The organism is Grimontia kaedaensis, from assembly GCF_023746615.1.
Taxonomy (GTDB): domain Bacteria; phylum Pseudomonadota; class Gammaproteobacteria; order Enterobacterales; family Vibrionaceae; genus Enterovibrio; species Enterovibrio kaedaensis.
Genome location: NZ_CP082275.1, coordinates 331,792 through 354,385, shown reverse-complemented (window position 1 = coordinate 354,385; position 22,594 = coordinate 331,792). Strand labels below are relative to the sequence as shown.

The following is a 22,594-nucleotide window of genomic DNA, read 5'->3' as shown; positions in this document are numbered from 1 at the left end:
GATTAACTATGACTTTTGATTTTCGCCAGGCAGGCATTGCAACACTGAAAACTGAATTGGATGCAATCACCCAGCTCGAGCAGTACATCAACAAAGACTTTAACAATGCCTGTAAGCTCATTCTTGAAGCCAAAGGCAAAGTCGTTGTGATGGGCATGGGAAAATCCGGCCACATTGGTAACAAGATTGCAGCGACACTGGCAAGTACTGGTACTCCCTCTTTCTTTGTTCACCCTGGTGAAGCCAGCCATGGTGATCTAGGCATGATTGAAAAAGGTGATGTGGTTCTGGCGATTTCAAACTCCGGTGAAGCCTCGGAAATCATCACACTGCTGCCAGTGGTGAAACGCCGCGGTATTGCGCTTATCACCATGACAAGCAATCCCTCTTCGACCATGGCGCGACTGGCGCAAATCAACCTTTGCATTAAAGTGCCAAAAGAAGCCTGTCCGATTGGTCTTGCACCGACGTCCAGTACCACTGCGACGCTGGTCATGGGGGATGCACTGGCGGTGGCACTCATGCAAGCAAAAGGCTTCACAGCCGACGATTTTGCCCTATCCCACCCGGGAGGTGCACTGGGTCGCAAGCTATTGATGCGCATTGCTGACGTTATGCACTCTGGCGACAAACTGCCAAAAGTCTCATCAAACAACACCATTCGTGACGCGCTATTGGAAATGTCTGCCAAAGGCCTTGGCATGACGGCTGTTGTTGATGACAGCGACGCCGTGCTCGGTATTTTCACCGATGGCGATCTGCGTCGGCTTCTGGATCAGCGTATAGACGTTCACGCTACCGAAATCGGCGAAGTAATGGGCAAAAAGCCAACACTCATTGGCCCTGATATGCTGGCTGCTGAAGGCCTAAAGCTAATGGAAGAGAAGAAAATCAACGGATTGCTGGTCACAGATAATGACAAGCTGATTGGCGCACTGAATATGCACGATCTGCTGAAAGCTGGAGTGATGTAATGCAACCCATGACTGAAACCCTTTATGGCCCTGTATCCACTGAATTGGTGGAACGTGCCCGTGACATCAAATTGCTGATTTGCGATGTTGACGGCGTATTCTCTGATGGCCGCATCTATATGGGTAACGATGGCGAGGAATTAAAGGCTTTCCATACCCGTGACGGTTACGGCGTCAAATCACTGATGAATGCCGGTGTCGAAATCGCCATCATCACTGGTCGCAAATCTGCCATTGTTGAGCGTCGTATGGGCGCCCTTGGCATACAGCACATTTATCAGGGGCAGGATGACAAAGCCTCTGCGTATCAAGATCTCGTCAACCGCTTAGGCGTGCCTGCTGAGCAAACCGCGTACATCGGTGACGATCTTATCGACTGGGCGGTCATGTCTCAGGTTGGCTTGTCTGTTTGTGTGAATGACGGCCATCCTCTTTTGGCCAAACGCGCTGATTTGGTCACCCGCACCCCAGGCGGCTACGGAGCCGTGCGTGAAGTCTGCGATTTGGTTCTCGAAGCACGCGGGGAACTCGATGCGCATAAGGGACTCAGTATATGATGTTGCAACGCCTTGGTATCATTGCCCTTCTCGCAGTCTGTGGTTATGCAGGGTACTACCTGCTAACCCAGCACTACTGGGAAGCAGAGGTACAGGTTGCACCGGATGCTGAGAAGCCGCTTTTTACGGCGGATAACATCAACTCGACCACTTACAACATGCAAGGGATTCGGAGCTACCGCATCGAGTCTGTACATGTAGAGAACTATCAGCAACTCGACGAGACCCACTTTAATGAGCCCGTGCTTTGGACATATAGTAACGGGGAAGAAGAAGAGTGGCGTGTCAGTTCCGAGTTCGCCGTTCTCGAAGATACAAAAACTCTGGTGATGACCGGCAGGGTCAGGATTTTTAACCTGTTGCCCGACGCACAAATAAAAGTCGTCACCACAGAAGAACTAACTCTGGATCTCGTGACCCGTGATTTCTGGTCAGACACCGAAACCGAAATTACCGGCGTGGGTCTGCAAACCCGTGGCGAGAGAGTAAAAGGCAATTTTGGCTCCCACCAAATGGAACTGATTGACCAAGTGAAGAGCAGATATGAACAACAAAAGAACTAAATTTTTTGCCATGGTATTGGTGCTGTTATCTGGCACTGCGATGGCACTGTCAACAGACTCCGAGCAGCCAATCTATATTGATTCCGACTCGCAGAACCTCGACATGAACACCAACACCGTGATTTTCACCGGTAACGTTTACCTGCGTCAGGGCTCCATCCGCCTTAACGCGGACAAGGTCGTCGTAACCCGCCCAAGTGGTGAAGAGGGTGTAGAAGTGATCGATGCCTACGGCAAACCGGCCACTTTCGAACAAACCATGGACGACGGAAAGAAAATTAACGGTGAAGCTTTCGACCTTCGCTACGAAACCGGTAAAAGTTTCCTGACCATGAAGCGCAATGCCGTGCTGACTCAGGAAGGCGGTAATCAGGTGGAAGGCCAGAAGATCACGTACAACATCGACAAACAATTGCTGGTTGCCGAAAGTGATGACAGCAGTCGTGTCACCACGGTATTGCAGCCACAGTCCAAACAAGAGAAGAACTAACCCTGCATGGCTATTCTCACCGCTCAAAATCTCGCGAAAAGCTATAACGGCCGCAAGGTCGTTACAGATGTTAGTCTGGAAGTGAAGTCTGGCGAAATCGTCGGACTACTTGGCCCAAATGGCGCAGGTAAAACCACCTCTTTCTACATGATTGTTGGTTTGGTGGCACGCGATGAAGGCATTATCAAAATCGACGATTTGGATATCAGTATCCAGCCGATGCACAATCGTTCCCGCATGGGTATTGGTTATCTGCCCCAAGAAGCGTCTATTTTCCGCAAACTCAGCGTTTACGATAACCTGATGGCCGTATTGCAAACCCGTTCGGATTTGACCAAAGAAGAGCGTCAGGACAAAGCAGAAGACTTGCTGGATGAGTTTAACATCCAGCACATTCGCAACAGCATGGGCATGGCTTTATCCGGTGGCGAACGCCGCCGAGTGGAAATCGCACGAGCATTGGCAGCGAATCCGAAATTTATTCTTCTTGATGAGCCGTTTGCAGGCGTAGACCCCATCTCGGTTATCGACATAAAGAAGATTATTGAGCATCTCCGCGACCGCGGTCTTGGAGTATTAATCACCGATCACAACGTACGTGAGACACTCAGTGTTTGTGAACACGCCTATATTGTTAGCCAAGGGCACTTGATTGCCCACGGCACACCTGATGAAGTGCTCAACGACGAGCACGTGAAACGAGTCTATCTCGGAGACCAGTTCAGGCTATAGTTAAAGGAGAACGGTTGGCGAATCGCTCCAATATATGCACTGATAATAGATAAAAGGAAAGGTGCCAGTATAACTATGAAACCCTCGCTTCAGCTCAAGCTTGGCCAACAACTTGCAATGACTCCACAGCTGCAACAGGCAATTCGCCTGCTTCAGCTGTCGACGCTTGATTTGCAACAGGAGATCCAGGAAGCGCTGGAAGCTAATCCACTCCTAGAGCAAGACGAAAACGCCGATAACAATATCGACGGCGATAGCGCTCAGGAGTTTGAGGGTGAAGAGAAAGTCAGCGCTTCGGCGTCAGAGTCCGAAAATGAAGGACCTGACACCATGGACAGTTCTGATGCCCTGGGCCAGCAGGAAATGCACGACGACTTACCCGTCGACACGACCTGGGATGATTTCTACAGCGCTAATACTGGCAGCACTGGAATCTCCGTCAGTGATGACACGCCCGTCTATCAAGGCGAAACCACCGAAACCCTCTACGATTACCTTAACTGGCAACTGCAACTCACACCATTTACTGAACTCGACCTCGCCATTGCCACCGCCATCATTGATGCGGTAGACGACAAAGGCTATCTCACCGTTTCTGCGGAAGATATTCTCGAAAGCCTTGGCGCAGAAGAGGGTGAAGTGGAACTTGATGAAGTCGAAGCCGTGCTCAAACGCGTTCAACAATTTGACCCACTGGGTGTCGCGTCGCGCTCACTGCAGGAGTGTTTGTTGATCCAATTGGCTGCGTTTGCCGAAGACACGCCTTGGCTGGCAGAAGCGAGAATGGTGCTTCGTGAGCACATGAATCTGCTTGCCAACCGTGACTATCGCCAGTTAATGAAAGATACCAAGCTTCGTGAGCCTGAACTCAAAGAAGTGATGCGTCTTATCCATAGTCTGGAGCCGCGTCCGGGTAATCTCATCGTCACCAATGAAGCGGAATACGTGATTCCTGACGTTTCCGTGTTTAAAGACCGTGGCAAATGGGTGGTGCAAATCAACCCGGATGCAGTGCCGCGTCTTAAAGTGAACCAACAATACGCAGCACTCACCAAAAATGGCTGCAGTGCTGCAGACAGTCAATTTATCCGCAGTCATTTGCAAGATGCCAAATGGCTGATTAAGAGCCTCGAAAGCCGCAATGAAACCCTGCTGAAAGTAGCGCGTTGCATTGTGGAGCATCAACAGGATTTCTTTGAATACGGCGAGGAAGCCATGAAGCCGATGGTCCTTAATGACATAGCGCTGGCTGTGGACATGCACGAGTCCACCATCTCCCGTGTTACCACGCAGAAATATATGCACACACCACGTGGCATATTTGAATTGAAATACTTCTTCTCAAGCCATGTCAGCACTGACAATGGCGGTGAATGCAGCTCTACGGCAATACGCGCGCTGGTGAAAAAATTGGTTGCAGCCGAGAATCCGGCCAAACCACTCAGCGACAGCAAGATTGCCACACTGCTGGCGGAGCAAGGGATCCAGGTCGCGCGACGAACGATAGCAAAATATCGTGAGTCTCTGGGAATTGCACCGTCAAATCAGCGCAAGCGCCTTATCTAGGCGTCTCAACCAGAAGGAAGATGTTTATGCAAATCAATCTCACCGGTCACCACGTTGAAGTCACTGATGCCCTTCGAGAATACGTGACAACCAAGTTTGATAAGCTTGAACGCTTTTTTGATCATATCAATAACGTTCATGTAGTGCTTAACGTCGAAAAACTGCAGCAGATTGCCGAAGCGACCCTGCATGTGAATAACGGCGAAATCCACGCAAAAGCCGACTCTGAAAACATGTATGCGGCGATCGACTCGCTGACCGATAAGCTGATTAAACAGTTAACCAAACACAAAGAAAAGATGAATCACCATTAACCATGGAACTCAAAGACGTACTCAAATTGGACTGCACGAAAAGTGCAGTCCTTTGTTCAAGTAAGAAACGTGCACTTGAAGTGATTAGCGAACTGGCTGCCAGCCAATTGGATCAAAACCCGCAAAAGCTGTTCGAGTGTATGCTTGGCCGAGAGAAAATGGGCAGTACGGGCATAGGGAATGGAATTGCCATTCCCCATGGCCGTATCTTCAACAGTGATCATGCCGTTGGTGTGCTTGTTCAATGTGCTGAGCCTATCGAGTTTGATGCTATCGACAACCAACCTGTTGATCTGCTGTTTGCCCTGCTGGTGCCGGATGACCAGTGTAAGGAGCACCTCAAAACACTTTCATTGATTGCACAGAAGCTCGGTGACAAAAAGGTTTGCCGCCAACTTCGCAATGCAAGCTCTGACCAAGAGCTCTACGATATAATTACAAGCTAAGCAGCTCAGGGACGCGCATCATGCAGCTAAAAATTGTCAGCGGTCGCTCTGGCTCTGGAAAATCTGTCGCACTCAGGGTTTTAGAAGATCTGGGGTATTACTGCGTTGATAACCTACCGGTGAACCTCCTTCCGCAGTTTATTGCCGCGCAGAATGACCAAGATAGCCTCATTGCTGTCAGTATTGATATCCGTAATATGCCGGCCGATCCCGATGAAATTACACACACTCTGGCAAAGCTGCCGAATGATGTCGATGTTGATATTTTCTTTCTCGATGCCGACGACCCAGAGCTCGTCAAACGTTTCAGCGAAACCCGACGCCTTCATCCACTCAGCCGCGATAATCTCTCCCTTGAGCAAGCCATAGAGCGTGAAAAGCAATTGCTGACACCACTCAAAGAGCGCGCAGACAAAGTCATCAACACTTCCAAACACTCAGTGCATGATTTAAGTGAAGCGGTGCGCTCACTCGTGCTGGGCCGCACCAACCGTGATTTGGTGATGGTGTTTGAATCTTTTGGTTTCAAACATGGTTTGCCATCAGATGCGGACTATGTGTTCGATGTTCGTTTTCTGCCTAATCCACACTGGGAACCAGCACTCCGACCACTCACAGGACTGGATGAGCCAGTGAAAATGTTCCTCGCAGGTGAACAGGATGTCGCCATGCTGATTGCGCAGGTTAAAAGCTTCCTTGAGTCCTGGCTACCCGCACTGGAAAACAATAACCGCAGCTACCTGACGGTTGCTATCGGCTGTACCGGCGGTCAGCACCGCTCTGTATATATCGCGCAATACCTTGCCGATTACTTCGCCGCGACAGGTCATCAGGTTCAAGTCCGCCACCGCACTCTCGAAGGACAAGTATGAGTCAACTCAGCAAGGACGTATTGATCCGCAACCGCTTAGGGTTGCATGCCCGCGCAGCGGTTAAATTAGTCGAATTAGCACAAAGCTTTGATGCACAGGTGATGTTGACCAAAGATGAACAAACCGTCACCGCAGACAGTGTGATGGGCATTCTTCTTCTTGACTCCAGTCAGGGCGAACAAATCACGGTTTCAGCAGAGGGTTCCGAAGCGCAGCAGGCTTTTGATGCCATTACTGCGCTGATTGAAGCAGGCTTTGACGAGGAGAACTAACCCTTCTCCTTCGTTCCCACAGAAACATTTTCTCATTTCCCACTCTTTTCCTTCTTAAACGCCAAAGACAGCTTTGGTTGTTTGCGTTAATATTCATGTCATTGCGTCACCCGCCGTCATACGGACACTCCCATGGCAGAGAATTACGAAGTAGAACAACCTAGCCAAACGCACCAAACGCTGCAGGAAGTCAGTCGCGCCCTCGAAAACGGTATGTTTGTTCATGTCCGTCGCATGCTCGAAGACATGGAACCCGAGGATATTGCGCACCTACTGGAAGCATCTCCACCGAAGAGTCGTCTGGTTCTTTGGCAGCTGACCGATCCTGAAGAACAAGGCGAGATCCTCGAGGAGCTTTCTGAGGATGTGAAAGACGGCATCATGGTGCGAATGCAACCTGAGCAGCTTGCTGCTGCGACGGAAGGTATGGATACCGATGACGTGGCTTACCTGCTTCGAAGCCTGCCTGACAACGTCTCTCAGGACGTTCTATCGCAGATGGACGCGCAAGACCGTGCGCGCGTAGAGCAAGCCCTTGCCTACCCGGAAGAAACCGCCGGCGGTATGATGAATACCGACGTTGTGACCATCCGTTCAGACGTCACCGTAGATGTGGTACTGCGTTACTTGCGTATGAAAGGCGAATTGCCAGAGGCCACTGACGCTCTCTATGTTGTAGATGAAAACAGCCGACTGATTGGTGAATTACCTATCACCGTCTTGCTCACTTCCCAGCCTGATACTGAAGTGTTGGAAGTGATGGAAGACGTAGATGACGCTATCCCTGTCGACATGAGCGACAGTGATGTGGCCAGCCTCTTTGAACGCCGTAACTGGGTTTCGGCACCTGTTGTCGATGAAGAGCACCAGCTTGTTGGTCGTATCACTATCGATGACGTGGTTGATATCATCCGTGAAGATGCGGAGCACTCGATGATGAGTATGGCGGGTCTGGATGACGAAGAGGACACCTTCGCGCCAGTATTAAAATCAGCTCGAAGCCGAAGCATCTGGCTAGGTGCCAACGTACTCGCTGCCCTTGCTGCTGCCTCTGTATCCAACCTTTTTGAAAATACTCTCGATCAGATGGCCGCTATCGCAGTCTTGATGACCATCGTCCCTTCCATGGGCGGTGTTGCAGGTAACCAGACCGTTGCGCTGGTGATCCGTGGTCTCGCCGTTGGCCATATTGGTGATTCCAACACCCGCTGGCTTCTAAACAAAGAGGCTTTGGTAGGTCTTCTAAATGGCGTGCTTTGGGCCTGTATCATCGGCGGAGTGGTCGTGCTCTGGAAAGGTAATTTAATGCTTGGTGGTATCATTGCTGCTGCCATGTTGACCAACCTTGTGGTTGCAGGCGTTGCCGGTGTTACCGTACCAATACTTCTCAAAAAGATGAAAGTTGACCCAGCCCTTGCTGGAGGAATGGCACTGACGACCATCACAGATATGGTTGGCCTCTCAGTATTTTTAGGACTGGCAACGCTGCTCCTGGTTTAAGTTGCAACAATCCGCTCACAAAGACCTCCTTCGGGAGGTTTTTTTGTCACAATATTTACCAATTCACCCTCAAATAAATGAAGCTCTCCCAATAAATCAAACTTACGCACTTTTTTAGTTTTAAAAACTGCAAGAAGTTCATGCTGCTTATTTTTCACGAAAAATTAAAAATTAGACTCCGTTAACAACATAGCAAAAGTAAATTTTCCGGCCCTAATGCCGGCAAAGGAGTTTATTGTGTTCTTGCAATCCATCCATAATTATAGAGCTATCGCTATTATCGCCATTGTTATGAGTCATTCATATATTTATGGCTTTGATGACACAGCCGGATATTTTTCAGTTATTAAAAATATCCTTACTGGTGGCACCGCACTTTTTGTTTTTATCTCTGGCTATATGTTCCATCATATCTTCTATAAGAGATATCAATACAAAAAATTTATGAAAGGGAAGTTTGAAAGAATTATCGTCCCATACCTGATTCTTACCTCGCTCGCTATCCCACTCGTATACGTAATCAAGTCTGGTTTCTTCGCTGCGGATGCAGACTATTACAGAGTTGTATTTTTCTCTCCGGATGACAGCGCATTTGCGACAACCATTAAGTATTACCTAACAGGAAGAATGCTAACCGCTTATTGGTATATTCCATTTGCTATTCTTTTATTTCTCGTTTCTCCGATTCATTTTAAATTCATTGAGCTATCCAGACGTACTCAAATGATAATCATCGCCTTATTCTCTGTTATTTCAATTTTCCTACATCGCTCTTATGAGAACATTAATCCAATACAGATGCTGATATACTTCACGCCATTTTATCTGGCTGGCATCTACATTTCCATTTATCGTGAAGAAATCAATAAAAACTGTGGTATAAAATCACTATCTCTTCTTTTGGTTGCCATTACACTAGCATTCATCCAATATATACAGGGGCACGAAGGGAGTTATTCCAAAAGTGTTTTAGAATATGCCGGTATCGATATTATGTTTATACAGAAAATGTTTTTATCTATTGGACTTTATTTCTTACTAGAAAACTTCATATTCAAAACCAAATTAACGGACCTGATATCTGATACCAGTTTTGCAATTTTCTTTATCCACCCTTGGGTGTTAACCACCATTAAAAGGCTTCCGTTTTTGGATCACCCGGAATCGACCAATATTCCTTACTATCTAGTGACCTGTTTTGTCGTCATTGCACTCAGTGTGTTGATAGCCGTTGCCCTGAACAAACTCCTGACAGGAAAAGTGAAGTCCCGCTATATCATTGGCTATTAGCCGACAAAAAAGCCACCTTACTAAGGTGGCTTTCTTCTCTCGGCCTATTCAGCGATGCGCTTACTCACCGCCGACTTTCATTGATTCAATCAGGATTGAACCAGTCTGGATTTGACTGCGGAACTCCGTATCTGCACCCACTGCCACAATCTGCTTATACATATCCGCCAGATTACCTGCTATCGTGATTTCACTGACAGGATATTGGATTTCACCGTTCTCTACCCAGAAACCCGCTGCTCCACGTGAATAATCGCCGGTCACGATATTCACACCCTGTCCCATCAACTCAGTCACCATAAGGCCGGTACCCAGCTCTTTCAGCATCTGTTCAAACGACTGACCCGTGTTTTTAACAAACCAGTTGTGAATGCCACCAGCGTGACCTGTCGGCTGCATATTCAGCTTGCGAGCCGCATAACTGGTTGCCAGATAGGTTTGTAGCTCACCACCTTTGATGATATCCAAATCGCGGGTCACCAGACCTTCACTGTCAAACGGTGCGCTCGCCATGCCTTTCAAAATGTGTGGACGCTCGTTGATCTCAAACCAATCAGGCAGAATTTGGTGACCCAGCTTGTCCAGCAGGAAGGAAGATTTACGGTATAGGTTTGAGCCGCTGATCCCCATCACCAAATGGCCTAGCAGGCCGGTCGCCACATCGGCTGCAAACATAACGGGGAACTGCCCTGTTGCAAGACGTCGTGGCTCCATGCGGGAAAGAGTGCGTTTCGCCGCCTCGATACCCACTTTTTCCGGTGCCCACAACTCATCTTTATCACGGGAAACGGTATAGCTATAATCACGTTCCATACCTTTGCTGTCTTCAGCAATCACACTACAGCTGATGCTGTGGCGGCTGGAGGCGTAGCTGCCCAGCATGCCATGGCTGTTGCCGTAAACGCGCACACCGTAATGGCTGTCATAGCTGGCACCATCACTGAATTTGATGCGCTTGTCGTGATCCAGTGCTGCCCGTTCGGCTGCAATCGCTTTTTCTGCCGCATGATCGGGTTCTGGTTCATCTGGGTGGAAAAGATCCAAATCCGGATAATCAAACGCCATCATCTCTTTCGGGCCTGGCCCAGAGAATGGATCTTCAGAGGTATAGTTGGCGATATCCAATGCTGCCTCTACCGTCTGGGCAATCGCCTCTTCAGACAAGTCAGACGTAGAAGCACTACCCTTACGGTTGCCGCGATAAACGGTAATACCCAGCGCACCATCGCTATTGAATTCGACGTTCTCCACTTCGCACATGCGGGTTGATACGCTGATGCCAGTCGTTTTGGTGATCGCCACTTCTGCCGCGTCAGCTTTTTTACCGGCCAACTCCAATGCACGGGTCACCGCCGCTTCCAGCTCAGTACGTTGCTGAGCAACCTGTTGTTTCACGTCCATAAGGTCTTAAATTAATGAGTGTTGCTGATAAGCATACCACTCGAAAGGGCCGCAATGCTTAAAAAACACCAGCAAAATTCGACATTCTTGATAAGATACGCCGTTATCGAAACCGTCAAACAACCTCGGGAAGAATTATGGGCCGTAAGAACAAACGTGAGCCTTGGGAAGAGGAAGAAGAGATCATTTGGGTCAGCAAGACCGAAATGAAACGTGACATGGAAGAACTGCAAAAACTGGGTGAAGAGCTGGTCGCTTTGAAACCTTCTGTACTGGCAAAGTTTCCGCTGGACGACGATCTGCGCGCAGCCATTTCTGACGCGCAACGCTTTGACAAAGAAGCCAAGCGCCGTCAAATGCAGTTCATCGGCAAACTGATGCGCACCCGCGATCCTGAGCCTATTCAGGCGGCGTTGGATTTGCTGCGCAATAAGCACAGTCAACAGTCGATTGAGCTGCACAAAATGGAAAAGCTTCGTGATCGCGTCGTCGCAGAAGGTGATGCTGCCATTAACGATGTAGTGGCACAGTACCCAACCGCTGATCGTCAGAAACTGCGTCAACTAGCCCGTCAGGCGAAGAAAGAGCAGGAAGGTAACAAGCCGCCAAAAGCTTACCGCGAAATCTTCCAGATGCTGAAAACACTGAAAGCAGAGTCTGAAGACTAAAAAAGCCGGGGTTACCCGGCTTTTTTGTATTTCATCCGCAGCAATTACTCTGTTCCGCCGACCGTCATCGCGTCCAGCTTCAAAGTCGGTTGACCTACACCAACTGCCACGCTCTGACCTGCTTTACCACATACGCCTACACCGCGGTCCAGCTTCAGGTCGTTACCGACCATAGACACCTGCTGCATGGCTTCAATACCACTGCCAATTAGTGTCGCGCCCTTCACCGGCGTCGTCACTTTACCGTTTTCAATCAGGTAGGCTTCACTGGTAGAGAACACGAATTTGCCAGAGGTGATATCCACCTGTCCGCCACCAAAGTTAGGTGCGTATAGGCCGTATTCCACACTGCTGATAATATCTTCCGGTGAGCTTTCACCTGCCAGCATGTATGTGTTAGTCATGCGAGGCATTGGCAAGTGAGCATAGGATTCACGACGGCCATTGCCCGTTGGCGCCACACCCATCAGGTGCGCATTATGCTTATCCTGCATGTAACCTTTCAAGATGCCATTTTCAATCAGCACATTGTACTGACCCGGTACGCCTTCATCGTCAATGTTCAGCGAGCCACGGCGATCTTGTAAGGTGCCATCATCAACGATGGTACAAAGTGGGGAGGTCACCTGTTCGCCAACCTGACCGGTAAACACAGAAGACTCTTTACGGTTGAAGTCACCTTCAAGGCCATGGCCTACCGCTTCATGCAGTAAAACACCTGGCCAGCCTGCACCCAGAACCACTGGCATAGTACCTGCGGGCGCGCCCTTGGCATGAAGGTTCACCAGTGCCTGTCTGACTGCCTCATCCGCGTAATTCATTGCGACGGTTTTACCGTCCTCTTCCGAGATGAAATAGGTATAAGCAAAACGGCCACCACCGCCCGCAGAACCGCGCTCACGGCGGCCATCTTTCTCCACCAGCACGCTAACAGAGAAACGGACCAGAGGGCGAACATCCGCTGCATAAGTGCCATCGGTTGCCGCAATCAATACCTGCTCATACACACCCACAATGCTGACTGATACTTCCTGCACCAAAGGCTCCTTAGCGCGAACATAAGCATCGACTTCTTTCAGCAGTGCGATTTTCTCCTCTTTGGACATGCTCTTCAGCGGGTCAATCGCCTGATAAATCATTGGGTATTGGCGTGAAGCAAACGCAGACACTTTTAGCTTTCCGCCTTTGTCTGCAATTCCACGTGCAGCGGTCGCGCTTTGCATCAAGGCATCGGCATTGATCTGGTCTGAATAAGCAAATCCAGTTTTTTCGCCAGTAATAGCTCGGACGCCAACACCACGATCAATGTTGAATGAGCCGTCTTTGATGATCGAATCTTCAAGCACCAGCGATTCGTGCCAGCACGACTGGAAGTAAACATCACCATAGTCGATGTTTCTTGCAGCCAAATGTTCAAGCGTTTGGCTTAGTTGACTTTTACTGACACCGGAAAGGTGCAGCATGGTTTCTTCCACGTGTTCCAGGCTCATGAATAAACTGCTCTTTAGCGCTAAAAAAGGAATGTCCCGCAATGAGGTGTATTACGGGAGAGATATGGGTTCGAGACTGCGCTATTTCATCGCGCATTGCAACCGGGCATGTTGCATGACAGGCATTTTGCTGCGAATAGCGCTGTTAGAGGCCAAATCGATATCTGCCCAAGCAGTGCCAATCTGCTCGTTCAGACCTGTGACCACTTGTCCCCACGGGTCAACAATCATTGAATGACCATAGGTTTCTCGGCCGCCCTGATGGCTGCCACATTGCGCCGCTGCAAGGACCCAACATTGTGTTTCAATCGCACGTGCTCTCAGCAACACTTCCCAGTGCGCCGCACCGGTCACTTTCGTAAACGCTGCTGGCACCACTATGATGTCTGCGCCGCGCTGGCGAAGTGCAGAATAGAGCTGTGGAAAACGGATGTCATAGCAAATAGAGAGCCCAAGAGTGCCGAAAGGCGTATCGACCAGCACCAAGTTGTCACCGGACTTGAATGTATCTGACTCTCGATAGCTACGGTGATTGTCGGCGATATCAACATCAAACATATGCAGCTTTTCATAGGAAGCACGCAGGTTACCGGCAGCATCGTAAACCAGACAGGTTGTGCTCAAGGTACCGTCGTTGTTGCGGATGGGAAATGACCCCATCACCAGCCAAATACCGAGTTCAAATGCCAACTGGGAAAGCTTCTTTTGCAAAGGACCATGACCAAGTACCTCGGCGTGCTTGTCGTAGTCTTCCTTTGTGCCAAACACCAGACAGTTTTCTGGCGTCAGCACCAAACGGGCACCTTGTGTTTTCAGATGTTTAAGCTGGCCTTCCATTACTTCCAGATTTGCCTCGGGATCCATCCCTGAATTCATTTGTACGACGCCAAATTTGGTCATTACTCATTGCTCCTTCTGCTGTTCCCGCAAGCGCTTGGTAGCTTGCTCAGGCAACGTCACTTCGCCTGTGCTGCGCGAGACTTCCCTGACGACGGGATCATCAATGGCCCCGCTTACCTGATAACGAACCTGTGTGAACACATCTACAACTGGCGAGAGCACGGTAGTGACTGCCAAAACATAGAGTGCGGTTTGAGGGGTGACAGCAAATGCGGTCAAAACCGGAATCCCTGAGGTCAAATCAGGCACGAATCTCACGTCCGCATTAACCTGATTTTTCGCAAGATTTGCTATCCCTCTAATAAACATATCACCTGCGAGCGCATTCATCTGGATATTATCCGTGACAACTACCCCGTTAGTGATTGAGGCACTACCGCTGATCTCATCAAAAGCAAGGCCGTCCTCAAACACACCAGTAAAGTCGAGCTGCATTTTCCGCAAGATGGAATCCAGGCTAAACAGACCAAGCAAACGCCCTGCGCCGCCAACACCACTGATATATCCATTCTCGATTTTGGTTTCGAGCACGCCATTCAGGGTTTCAACATTCAAAGACCAAGGCGCACCGTCAAAGCTAAGCTCACCCGAGGTTTTCACCGTTGCATCCTGAATACCGCCAGTAACAGCAAAGCGTCCCATGAGATCGCTGCTATTTTTCGCCGATACATCAAAGGTAAGTTCAGAATGGTTAAACCCTTTATTCGAGATAGACCAATCACCATTGGCGCGAATCCGGGCACCGCCGCTGTCGATGGCAAACTTCGGCATGGTTATCGTCTTTCCACGCTTCAGCAGTTGGGTTTCAACCTTACCAACTCGGTACCCCTGCAACCATAACTCATTGATAGTCAGATCAGTCGATGGGATGTAGTACATCAGGACCTGATCAACATCGTTCGCCAGTCGGGCACCTTTGCGCCCAGCGTTTTCTTCCGCCGTCTCTTTGTCTAAATCCATATTGAGGAACAGGTGATCTATAGAAACAGTCAGGAAATCATCTTCATCCCACCAGGCATCACCTGCCAGCTCTTCACTGCCAACCAATACATGGAAACCATCACTTTTCTTCCGTGCTGCCATGGAAAAGTTATTGAAGATTAACTCTCCGGCCTGAACCTTGTCGGCTTTTACATTCAGGCGCGAAGGGTTTGGCAGAACAATGGGCATGGAATCTTTGGAGTTGCGGTGCGCGGCCTCAGCTTTTGCGACCACATCTTTCCATGCATGTAGATCCAGAACAGGGACATCAATGCTGACCGCATTCCCCGTTAGTGGCTGCAGAGAAAGCTCCCCATCACCAATTACAGTGCGGCTTTTAGTCACCACGGGCAGCTCGCCGCTGATATCAATATTGGCCTGATATTTCACGTTTGGCAGTTCTACCTGCCCGACCAGACTTTGTGCATCGCCAGAGGCTTTCATGCTCCCCTGACCTTTGATAAACGAAGGCTTATCCAGTGGAGACGGCAAGTTGAAATCTAAGGTCGTCAGATCAGCATCCAGCTTCACGTCATAGGTAAAGCCAACATCTTTCAGTGCAATGCCAACATTTAAGTCCCATGCAGATTTCCCTTCAATGAAGGACATGTCTGGCTGGGCCAACGCGGCCTTCAGCCTGTCTGCTTCCCAGTTACCATCAATATCAATGTTAACCAGGTAGTTATCGGACTCGGTTTCACCTTTAAACCCGATATTGATGGGCTGAGCCAATAGATTGGCTTTGAGCTTTTTCGCCCACACCACATCGTTATCAAATTTGATGTTGCCGCTAACTTTCTCAAACGTCATTTCAGGGCTGACAATGGAGACGGTGCTATTTTTCAGCGATGCCTGACCCTTAGCCAATACATCATCCCCATTGAGCGGGATATTCAGTGAAATTTTGCCATTCACTTTCCCATCAACCTGCACATGGGTCAGTGCAGCACCAACAGAATCGACAAGTGGTGTCGCCAACATATAGTCATGCAGGTCAGCGCCGCTTGATGTCACATTAGCGTCAATTAAAAGTACACTGTTGTCATCGCTGAAAGAGGGGATTTCCCCTTTCAAACCGAAACCGCGGGCGCCCATCAATCCGACATTGGATGCATCGAGGTATAGGGCGTCATTTTGGAACAGCAGCTCCAGCTCCAAATCAGTCAGTGTCGGCCATTGGGTATCAAAGCTAAACTGTCCATTTTTAAGCGGCACATAAGCCTGAAAAATTCCCTGATGTTCTGGGTACGGGAAGGTTTCAAAGTCGCCAAACCATAAGAGTTTGGCGTGATCAGCCTGCCCTCCGCGAATCGCCGCAGAAAGATAGTCGGTAAGCTCTTCATCGAGGGCTAAAGCAGGTAAATATCGCCATGTCTGGCCAGCATTGTTCAAACTAGCTTCGGCGTAAAACGCAAGCCAGGAACTACGATCACCAAAAGGGATATCCAAACGAAACTCACCCATCACATCCAGATGAGGTGAGCGAACAGCCACACGGTCAGACCAGATAGTCACGCTATCTTCATGCAGCTGCCAGTAACCAACTACATCACCCTGCTCAATATTGAGCGGCGCCTGAAAGAAGTCGCCATACGGCAGGATATCGTCTGTCATGGCCAACGTGACTTTGCCGTTCTTGCCGACGCCTGCAAGTATCATGTCCAGCTTGTGAACTTCTGGTAAGTATGTCCAATGGTTGAAGCTGACATTTTTCAGCGCGGCAGAATATCGAACCTCTCCACCTTTTGGCTGCTCGACGCGAATGTCCTGCGCTATCCCTTCCGGAGACAAAGCACTGATAGCATCTTCAGCACCTTCCGGCAAAGCAATCAGTTCTCGCAACGGAAGGAGTAAGCCCACATCGAAATAATTGGCGTTAACTATCCAAGCTTCATCACTGATATCTGCGCGCAAGTTCGGTTCGGGCCACAGTTTGCCATCGGTTTTAATCGCGAAGTTATCGGTAGCGATATGCCAGCCTTCCCCAGATTGTTCGATCAGAAGTTGCCCACGCTGAATCTGGACCGATTGGGTGCTGCTTTTCTGGCTTTGCAGTGAAGGAGCATTGGGGAGCCAGGCAATGTCGCTGTTATTCACGCTAATAAGGGCTGATCGCGCATTACCTTTCTCGACGGTAAGCCAAGCTTCACCGCCGACTTTAGCCGTTGCCAGTGATACCTCTGGATTAATAAATTTGCTGATCCAGCTTTTCAGCGACACATCATCCGCTTTGAGGTAAAACTCGCCATCAAGCGACCCCAAACCATTACGTTCGGTAAACACGCCTTGCACATCAAGCTTATTGAGTGATGTGCCCTGAACACTCACCACACCTTGAACATGGTGAGTCCCTGCGCGGTTATCCCAAAGCAGGGAGTTAATATCAATGGTTTTGTGCTCTTCAGACGGCGACAGCAAAGTGACTTTGGCATCATGAATTGCAAACTGCCCAAGCCCAACCAGAAACAGACGCTCCAACTGAGACTTCAGGCTTTCGTTGCCTGTATTGTCACGCTCTGGTAATTGGGTCAAATCGACATTTAAGCCAGTAATAGTCACATTGGAAAATGTCGGCTTCCGGCGCTGGAGACTTGCCCAGAGATCGAAGTGCATGTCGATACTTTCGGCAGTCAGAATTTCCAGATGGGAAGTTTCAGTAGAGAGTGTCAGATCGTGTAAAGACAAAGAAGGCACCAGATAACGCCAGTGCCCTTTGAAGGTAGAAAAGTCGATGGTAAAGCCGGAAGTATCACTGGCCCAACGTTGTATCGGCGCTTTAGCCGCATCCAAGTTGGGCAATACAACACGCATGGCTGCGGTAAATACCGCAGCACACACCAGTAAAACAACGAGAAGCCATTTCACCGTCACTGCTAAGCGTTGAGCAAATTTCGCCATTAAAAGAACGGTCTCGCTTACATCATCACTACATCAAACTGCTCTTGGGTATACAGCGGCTCTACATGTACTTTTACTTGTTTACCAATGAAAACTTCAAGCTCCGCAACTGCATGCGACTCTTCACCTTCGAGCGCTTCGCCTACAGACGGTGACGCATACACCACAAACTTGTCAGCATCATACGCGCGGTTCACTCGGGTAATTTCACGCAGGATTTCGTAGCAAACCGTTTCAACCGTCTTAACCGAACCACGACCTTCGCAGGTTGGACATTGGCCACAAAGGACGTGCTCAATGCTTTCACGCGTGCGCTTACGAGTCATCTCCACCAGACCAAGTTGAGTGAAGCCATTGATGTTGGTTTTCACGCGATCTTTCGACAACGCTTGCTCGAGTGATTGCAATACGCGCTGGCGGTGTTCTTCCGAGCTCATATCGATAAAGTCGATGATGATAATACCACCGAGGTTACGAAGGCGAAGTTGGCGCGCAATGGCACGGGTAGCTTCTGTGTTGGTGTTAAAAATGGTCTCTTCGAGGTTACGTCGACCCACAAACGCGCCGGTGTTGATGTCTACCGTGGTCATGGCTTCGGTTTGGTCGATGATGAGGTAACCACCGGATTTCAGCTCCACCTTACGATCAAGCGAGCGCTGAATTTCGTTCTCGGTGTCATACATATCGAAGATTGGCTGCTCGCCGGTGTAGAGCTCAAGCTTGTCAGACAACTCTGGCACAAACTCTTCGGTAAACTCACGAAGTGCTTCCATCGCAGTGCGGGAATCGACACGGATAATGTTGAGCTCAGTACCAACGAAATCACGCAAAATACGCTGGGCCAACCCCAACTCGCCATAAAGCATCGACTTGGAAGGACGCTTGGCACGACGCTCCAGCACCTTGTTCCAAAGACGTTTAAGGAAAGCCGCATCCTGTGCCATTTCCTGATCAGACGCGCCTTCTGCAGCGGTGCGGATGATAAAACCGCCGAGGTCATCACAGTAGTCAGACACGATATTCTTCAAGCGCTCGCGCTCTTCTTCACTCTCAATACGCTGAGACACGCCTACGTGCGCCGCACCAGGCATAAACACCAAGTAGCGGGAAGGTAAGGTGATGTCTGTGGTCAGGCGCGCGCCTTTGGTACCCAGTGGGTCTTTTACCACCTGCACTACAATATCCTGCCCCTGGCGAACAAGCTCAGAGATATCGCGTACCTGAAATTGCTGCTTTTCGTTTTCAGCCACACATTCAGTGTGAGGAACAATGTCAGAAGCGTGTAGGAACGCTGCTTTATCAAGACCGATATCGACGAAAGCCGCCTGCATACCTGGCAGTACGCGGCTCACTTTGCCTTTGTAAATGTTGCCGACAATGCCGCGCTTTGCTTCGCGCTCAATATGCACTTCCTGCAGATTACCCGCCTCAATCATGGCGACCCGGGTTTCTGAAGGCGTGACGTTAATCAATAACTCTGCGTTCATAGGTTTTTACCGCTTAATTTTTGGAATTCTTTTAACAGAGTATCTGTTTCGTAAAGTGGCAGACCGACCACAGCATGATAACTGCCGTCAATTCGGGTCACGAACCGGCCGCCAAGCCCCTGGATCGCATAGCTTCCTGCTTTGTCGCAAGGTTCTCCGCTATGCCAATAGGTGTCAATTTCTTCATCACTCAGGGGTTTAAACCATACATTAGTTGTGACCAGCGTGGTCAGGAAATGGTTCCGATCCGCCAGCGTCACAGCCGTCATCACCTGATGTTGGCGATCAGACAACTGGCGCAGCATGCTGCGCGACGCATCAAGATCTGCAGGTTTTTCCAATACCTTTCCGTCACAGACAACGATGGTATCTGAGCCCAGCACTGGCAGGTCGACAGGCGCTACATTGACGCCGGCTTTTGCCTTATCGAGGGATAAACGGCGGACATAGTCCGCCGCTTGTTCATTAGGCTGGCGCTGTTCTTCAACGTCAACACGTAAAATCTCAAACTGGACAGAGAGTTGTTCCAGCAGCGCCTTTCTTCGAGGTGAGGCAGACGCGAGATAAAGTTGAAGATCTGCCATGATTTCTCCAGATTACTTAATCGAAAACTGACGGCGCACCCGTCGCAGCAGCAAAAACAGCCAAGGCCATAGTAAGAAGTTAAGCAAACCTGCCCATAGCTGCGCCGGGTCGAACTGCACATTGGATACCAAGTACTCCGCCCAAAACTCTAGCACTTTTCCTGCCAAAGTAAGCAAAGACAAGAGTGCTGCCTGTTGCCAGAGCGACATATTACGCAGCATCTGAAAGTTCAGCGCGACAATATAAACCAGCACTGACATCATCAAGCCGCGCACACCGAGTGTGGAGCCCAGCATCAAATCCCAGAGCAAACCAACGACCAATGCCGTACCGACATTAACGCGGTGTGGCAGTGCCAATACCCAATAGAAAGCCACCAACAAGACCCAGGATGGGCGAAATGGCGCAAGCTCACCCGGCCACGGCGCGGCCTGAAGGATCAATGCGATAATAAACGATAGCCAGATAAGCGCACGGCCACGCATGCTTGAATTAGCCATTGCTTACCTCTTTGGTTTGTTCTTCGGTCGTTGAAGGTTGGGCTTCTTCACTTGCAGGTGCTTGCTCCTCCCCTTCAATCACTTCTTTTTTCTCGACGTCAGTTGGCCACACCAGCAATAGGTATCTCAAACGGTCAAACTGCACTTCTGGCTTAGCGTCCACCTGTGCAAACGGGCGTTTGTTGTCAAAAGAAAACGACGTGACTTTCGCCACCGGATAACCTTCAGGGAATACACCACCCAAGCCAGACGTGACCAGCATGTCGCCCGGCTCAATGTCTGTGCTGCTTGGAATGTTTTCCAGTTGGATATTGTCGTTGTCACCGCGACCTGAAGCGATAACACGAATATCGTTGCGCACCACCTGTACTGGAATCGCATGGGTTGGGTCAGTGATAAGCAGCACACGGCTGTTATGTGCACCGACATAAGAAACTTGCCCTACGATGCCTCGCTCGTTAATCACCGGCTGGCCTTCGTAAACCCCGTTAGTACGCCCTTTATCAATCATCACCTGATGCTTGTAAGGGTCAGAGTCTACCGCCATCACTTCCGCTACCATCTTGCGTTCGTCACGCACAAACGGTGAGCCCAGCAGCTCGCGCAGACGCTGATTTTCTTGCTCCAACTGATCCAGAATCAACTGCCCGCTTCGCAGCAGTAGTACTTCTTCTTTGAGCTTGGTGTTGTCAATCAACAGCTGCTGGTGAGAAGTGAACTGACGGAAGACGTTATCGAGCAGATCACGCGGCACATTCGATGCATATTGCAACGGCGCGACTAGCGAGTTCAGCAAATAACGGAAATTGGTGAAGGCACCCAAACGACTATCAGCCAGCATAAGGCTGGCTGATATTAAAAGAGCGAAGAACAGGCGTAATTGTAGCGATGGCCCACGGCCAAAAATTGGTTTCATTCAGTTACAACCTGTTTGTTGATGGAAGAAGATCAATCTTCGCTGAACAGATCGCCACCGTGCATGTCGATCATTTCCAGCGCTTTACCACCACCACGTGCAACACAGGTCAGCGGCTCTTCAGCAACAACAACCGGAATGCCGGTTTCTTCGGTCAGCAGACGGTCCAGGTCGCGCAACAGTGCACCACCACCAGTCAGCACCATACCGCGCTCAGAGATGTCAGATGCCAGCTCTGGCGGACACTGTTCCAGTGCAACCATCACAGCAGACACGATACCTGTCAGCGGCTCTTGCAGCGCTTCCAGAATCTCGTTGGAATTCAGAGTAAAACTACGTGGCACACCTTCTGCGAGGTTACGACCACGTACTTCGATTTCACGAACTTCGTCACCTGGGTAAGCAGAGCCGATTTCGTGCTTAATGCGCTCAGCCGTTGCTTCACCAATCAAGCTGCCGTAGTTACGACGCACATAGTTGATGATGGACTCGTCAAAGCGATCACCACCGATACGTACAGAAGATGAGTACACCACACCGTTCAGAGAGATAACCGCTACCTCAGTGGTGCCACCACCGATATCGACCACCATAGAACCGGTCGCTTCAGACACTGGCAGACCAGCACCGATTGCTGCCGCCATTGGCTCGTCAATCAAATACACTTCACGCGCACCCGCACCCAGTGCAGATTCACGGATAGCACGACGCTCAACTTGAGTAGAGCCACAAGGAACTGCCACCAGCACGCGTGGGCTAGGGCGCATAAAACTGTGGTCGTGAACGGTTTTGATGAAGTGCTGCAGCATTTTCTCGGTCACGTAGAAGTCAGCGATAACGCCGTCTTTCATTGGACGAATGGCTGCGATGTTTCCTGGCGTACGGCCCAGCATTTGTTTTGCTTCATGACCGACTGCCGCGACGCTTTTTGGTGAGCCTGCACGATCTTGACGAATTGCGACAACAGAAGGTTCATCCAGAACGATCCCTTGCCCTTTTACATAGATGAGAGTGTTAGCTGTTCCCAGATCGATAGACAGATCGTTAGAGAACATGCCACGAAGTTTCTTAAACATAATCTTCGGTTAATCCTGCAAGCGTTAAAATTCTTCAAATTCCGCTAAATGTACCAACGCTGACGGGGCGCGGCAAGGTGATGATCTACAAACCTGAATGAGATCTGTCTTTTTTT

At 49.7% G+C, this 22,594-nt stretch carries 22 protein-coding genes; 13 read left to right on the top strand and 9 right to left on the bottom strand.

Translation table 11 applies throughout. The features are described 5' to 3' along the window. The first annotated feature begins 8 nt into the window (after window positions 1–8). The 12 genes from K6Q96_RS01755 to K6Q96_RS01700 all read left to right on the top strand — a co-directional run bounded on the left by K6Q96_RS01755 (window position 9) and on the right by K6Q96_RS01700 (window position 9,576). Complete coding sequence (locus K6Q96_RS01755; RefSeq protein ID WP_251877342.1) at window positions 9–974, top strand: KpsF/GutQ family sugar-phosphate isomerase; 966 nt, start codon at window positions 9–11, stop codon at window positions 972–974. After that, on the top strand, window positions 974–1,531 hold the full coding sequence (gene kdsC, locus K6Q96_RS01750) for a 3-deoxy-manno-octulosonate-8-phosphatase KdsC (RefSeq protein WP_251877340.1): 558 nt from the start codon (window positions 974–976) through the stop codon (window positions 1,529–1,531). Before K6Q96_RS01755 ends, kdsC begins: the two co-directional genes overlap by 1 nt. Continuing rightward, window positions 1,528–2,094, top strand: a complete 567-nt coding sequence (gene lptC, locus K6Q96_RS01745) for an LPS export ABC transporter periplasmic protein LptC (RefSeq protein WP_251877338.1) — start codon at window positions 1,528–1,530, stop codon at window positions 2,092–2,094. Before kdsC ends, lptC begins: the two co-directional genes overlap by 4 nt. Beyond that, window positions 2,075–2,584, top strand: coding sequence for a lipopolysaccharide transport periplasmic protein LptA (gene lptA, locus K6Q96_RS01740; protein WP_251877336.1), 510 nt, complete (start codon window positions 2,075–2,077; stop codon window positions 2,582–2,584). The genes lptC and lptA overlap by 20 nt, the downstream gene beginning before the upstream one ends. A 6-nt stretch (window positions 2,585–2,590) precedes the next feature. Continuing rightward, complete coding sequence (gene lptB / locus K6Q96_RS01735; RefSeq protein WP_251877334.1) at window positions 2,591–3,316, top strand: LPS export ABC transporter ATP-binding protein; 726 nt, start codon at window positions 2,591–2,593, stop codon at window positions 3,314–3,316. A 75-nt stretch (window positions 3,317–3,391) separates the two neighbouring features. After that, window positions 3,392–4,882: an RNA polymerase factor sigma-54 gene (locus K6Q96_RS01730; protein WP_251877332.1), complete on the top strand. Its 1,491-nt coding sequence runs from the start codon at window positions 3,392–3,394 to the stop codon at window positions 4,880–4,882. A 26-nt stretch (window positions 4,883–4,908) separates the two neighbouring features. Next, entirely contained in the window at window positions 4,909–5,196 is a 288-nt protein-coding gene (hpf, locus tag K6Q96_RS01725; protein ID WP_251877331.1) for a ribosome hibernation promoting factor, read from the top strand. Window positions 5,197–5,198: 2 nt separating this feature from the next. Beyond that, a complete protein-coding gene (ptsN, locus tag K6Q96_RS01720; RefSeq protein ID WP_251877329.1) occupies window positions 5,199–5,642 on the top strand; it encodes a PTS IIA-like nitrogen regulatory protein PtsN in 444 nt (147 codons plus the stop codon). A 20-nt stretch (window positions 5,643–5,662) separates the two neighbouring features. Then, entirely contained in the window at window positions 5,663–6,514 is an 852-nt protein-coding gene (rapZ, locus tag K6Q96_RS01715; RefSeq protein ID WP_251877327.1) for an RNase adapter RapZ, read from the top strand. Further along, window positions 6,511–6,786: an HPr family phosphocarrier protein gene (locus K6Q96_RS01710; protein ID WP_002537296.1), complete on the top strand. Its 276-nt coding sequence runs from the start codon at window positions 6,511–6,513 to the stop codon at window positions 6,784–6,786. Before rapZ ends, K6Q96_RS01710 begins: the two co-directional genes overlap by 4 nt. A 132-nt stretch (window positions 6,787–6,918) precedes the next feature. After that, window positions 6,919–8,286 carry a magnesium transporter gene (gene mgtE / locus K6Q96_RS01705; RefSeq protein ID WP_251877325.1) on the top strand — a complete coding sequence of 456 codons (1,368 nt, stop codon included), beginning with the start codon at window positions 6,919–6,921 and terminating at the stop codon, window positions 8,284–8,286. 237 nt (window positions 8,287–8,523) lie between these two features. After that, the gene (locus tag K6Q96_RS01700; protein WP_251877324.1) at window positions 8,524–9,576 is read left to right on the top strand and encodes an acyltransferase family protein; all 1,053 of its coding nucleotides are present in this window, start codon (window positions 8,524–8,526) and stop codon (window positions 9,574–9,576) included. Window positions 9,577–9,636: 60 nt separating this feature from the next. On the opposite strand, the gene pmbA is transcribed toward K6Q96_RS01700, so the two are convergent. Beyond that, window positions 9,637–10,977 carry a metalloprotease PmbA gene (pmbA, locus tag K6Q96_RS01695; protein ID WP_251877322.1) on the bottom strand — a complete coding sequence of 447 codons (1,341 nt, stop codon included), beginning with the start codon at window positions 10,975–10,977 and terminating at the stop codon, window positions 9,637–9,639. 137 nt (window positions 10,978–11,114) lie between these two features. Here pmbA and yjgA point away from each other — a divergent pair, with 137 nt between their 5' ends. Beyond that, window positions 11,115–11,645, top strand: a complete 531-nt coding sequence (gene yjgA / locus K6Q96_RS01690; protein WP_251877320.1) for a ribosome biogenesis factor YjgA — start codon at window positions 11,115–11,117, stop codon at window positions 11,643–11,645. A gap of 44 nt (window positions 11,646–11,689) precedes the next feature. Here the strand turns inward: yjgA and tldD are convergent, their stop codons facing one another. The 8 genes from tldD to mreB all read right to left on the bottom strand — a co-directional run bounded on the left by tldD (window position 11,690) and on the right by mreB (window position 22,478). After that, window positions 11,690–13,135 carry a metalloprotease TldD gene (tldD, locus tag K6Q96_RS01685; RefSeq protein WP_251877318.1) on the bottom strand — a complete coding sequence of 482 codons (1,446 nt, stop codon included), beginning with the start codon at window positions 13,133–13,135 and terminating at the stop codon, window positions 11,690–11,692. Between the two features lie 81 nt (window positions 13,136–13,216). Further along, window positions 13,217–14,035, bottom strand: a complete 819-nt coding sequence (locus tag K6Q96_RS01680) for a carbon-nitrogen hydrolase family protein (protein ID WP_251877316.1) — start codon at window positions 14,033–14,035, stop codon at window positions 13,217–13,219. Between the two features lie 3 nt (window positions 14,036–14,038). Then, window positions 14,039–17,914, bottom strand: coding sequence for a YhdP family protein (locus K6Q96_RS01675; protein ID WP_251877314.1), 3,876 nt, complete (start codon window positions 17,912–17,914; stop codon window positions 14,039–14,041). A 17-nt stretch (window positions 17,915–17,931) separates the two neighbouring features. Then, window positions 17,932–19,401, bottom strand: a complete 1,470-nt coding sequence (gene rng, locus K6Q96_RS01670; protein ID WP_002537282.1) for a ribonuclease G — start codon at window positions 19,399–19,401, stop codon at window positions 17,932–17,934. After that, window positions 19,398–19,985 carry a Maf family protein gene (locus K6Q96_RS01665; RefSeq protein WP_251877312.1) on the bottom strand — a complete coding sequence of 196 codons (588 nt, stop codon included), beginning with the start codon at window positions 19,983–19,985 and terminating at the stop codon, window positions 19,398–19,400. The genes rng and K6Q96_RS01665 overlap by 4 nt, the downstream gene beginning before the upstream one ends. 12 nt (window positions 19,986–19,997) lie before the next feature. Beyond that, complete coding sequence (mreD, locus tag K6Q96_RS01660; protein ID WP_039849728.1) at window positions 19,998–20,486, bottom strand: rod shape-determining protein MreD; 489 nt, start codon at window positions 20,484–20,486, stop codon at window positions 19,998–20,000. Continuing rightward, entirely contained in the window at window positions 20,479–21,402 is a 924-nt protein-coding gene (mreC, locus tag K6Q96_RS01655; protein ID WP_251877310.1) for a rod shape-determining protein MreC, read from the bottom strand. Before mreC ends, mreD begins: the two co-directional genes overlap by 8 nt. Window positions 21,403–21,434: 32 nt before the next feature. Next, on the bottom strand, window positions 21,435–22,478 hold the full coding sequence (mreB, locus tag K6Q96_RS01650) for a rod shape-determining protein MreB (RefSeq protein ID WP_002537278.1): 1,044 nt from the start codon (window positions 22,476–22,478) through the stop codon (window positions 21,435–21,437). Between the last annotated feature and the right edge of the window lie 116 nt (window positions 22,479–22,594).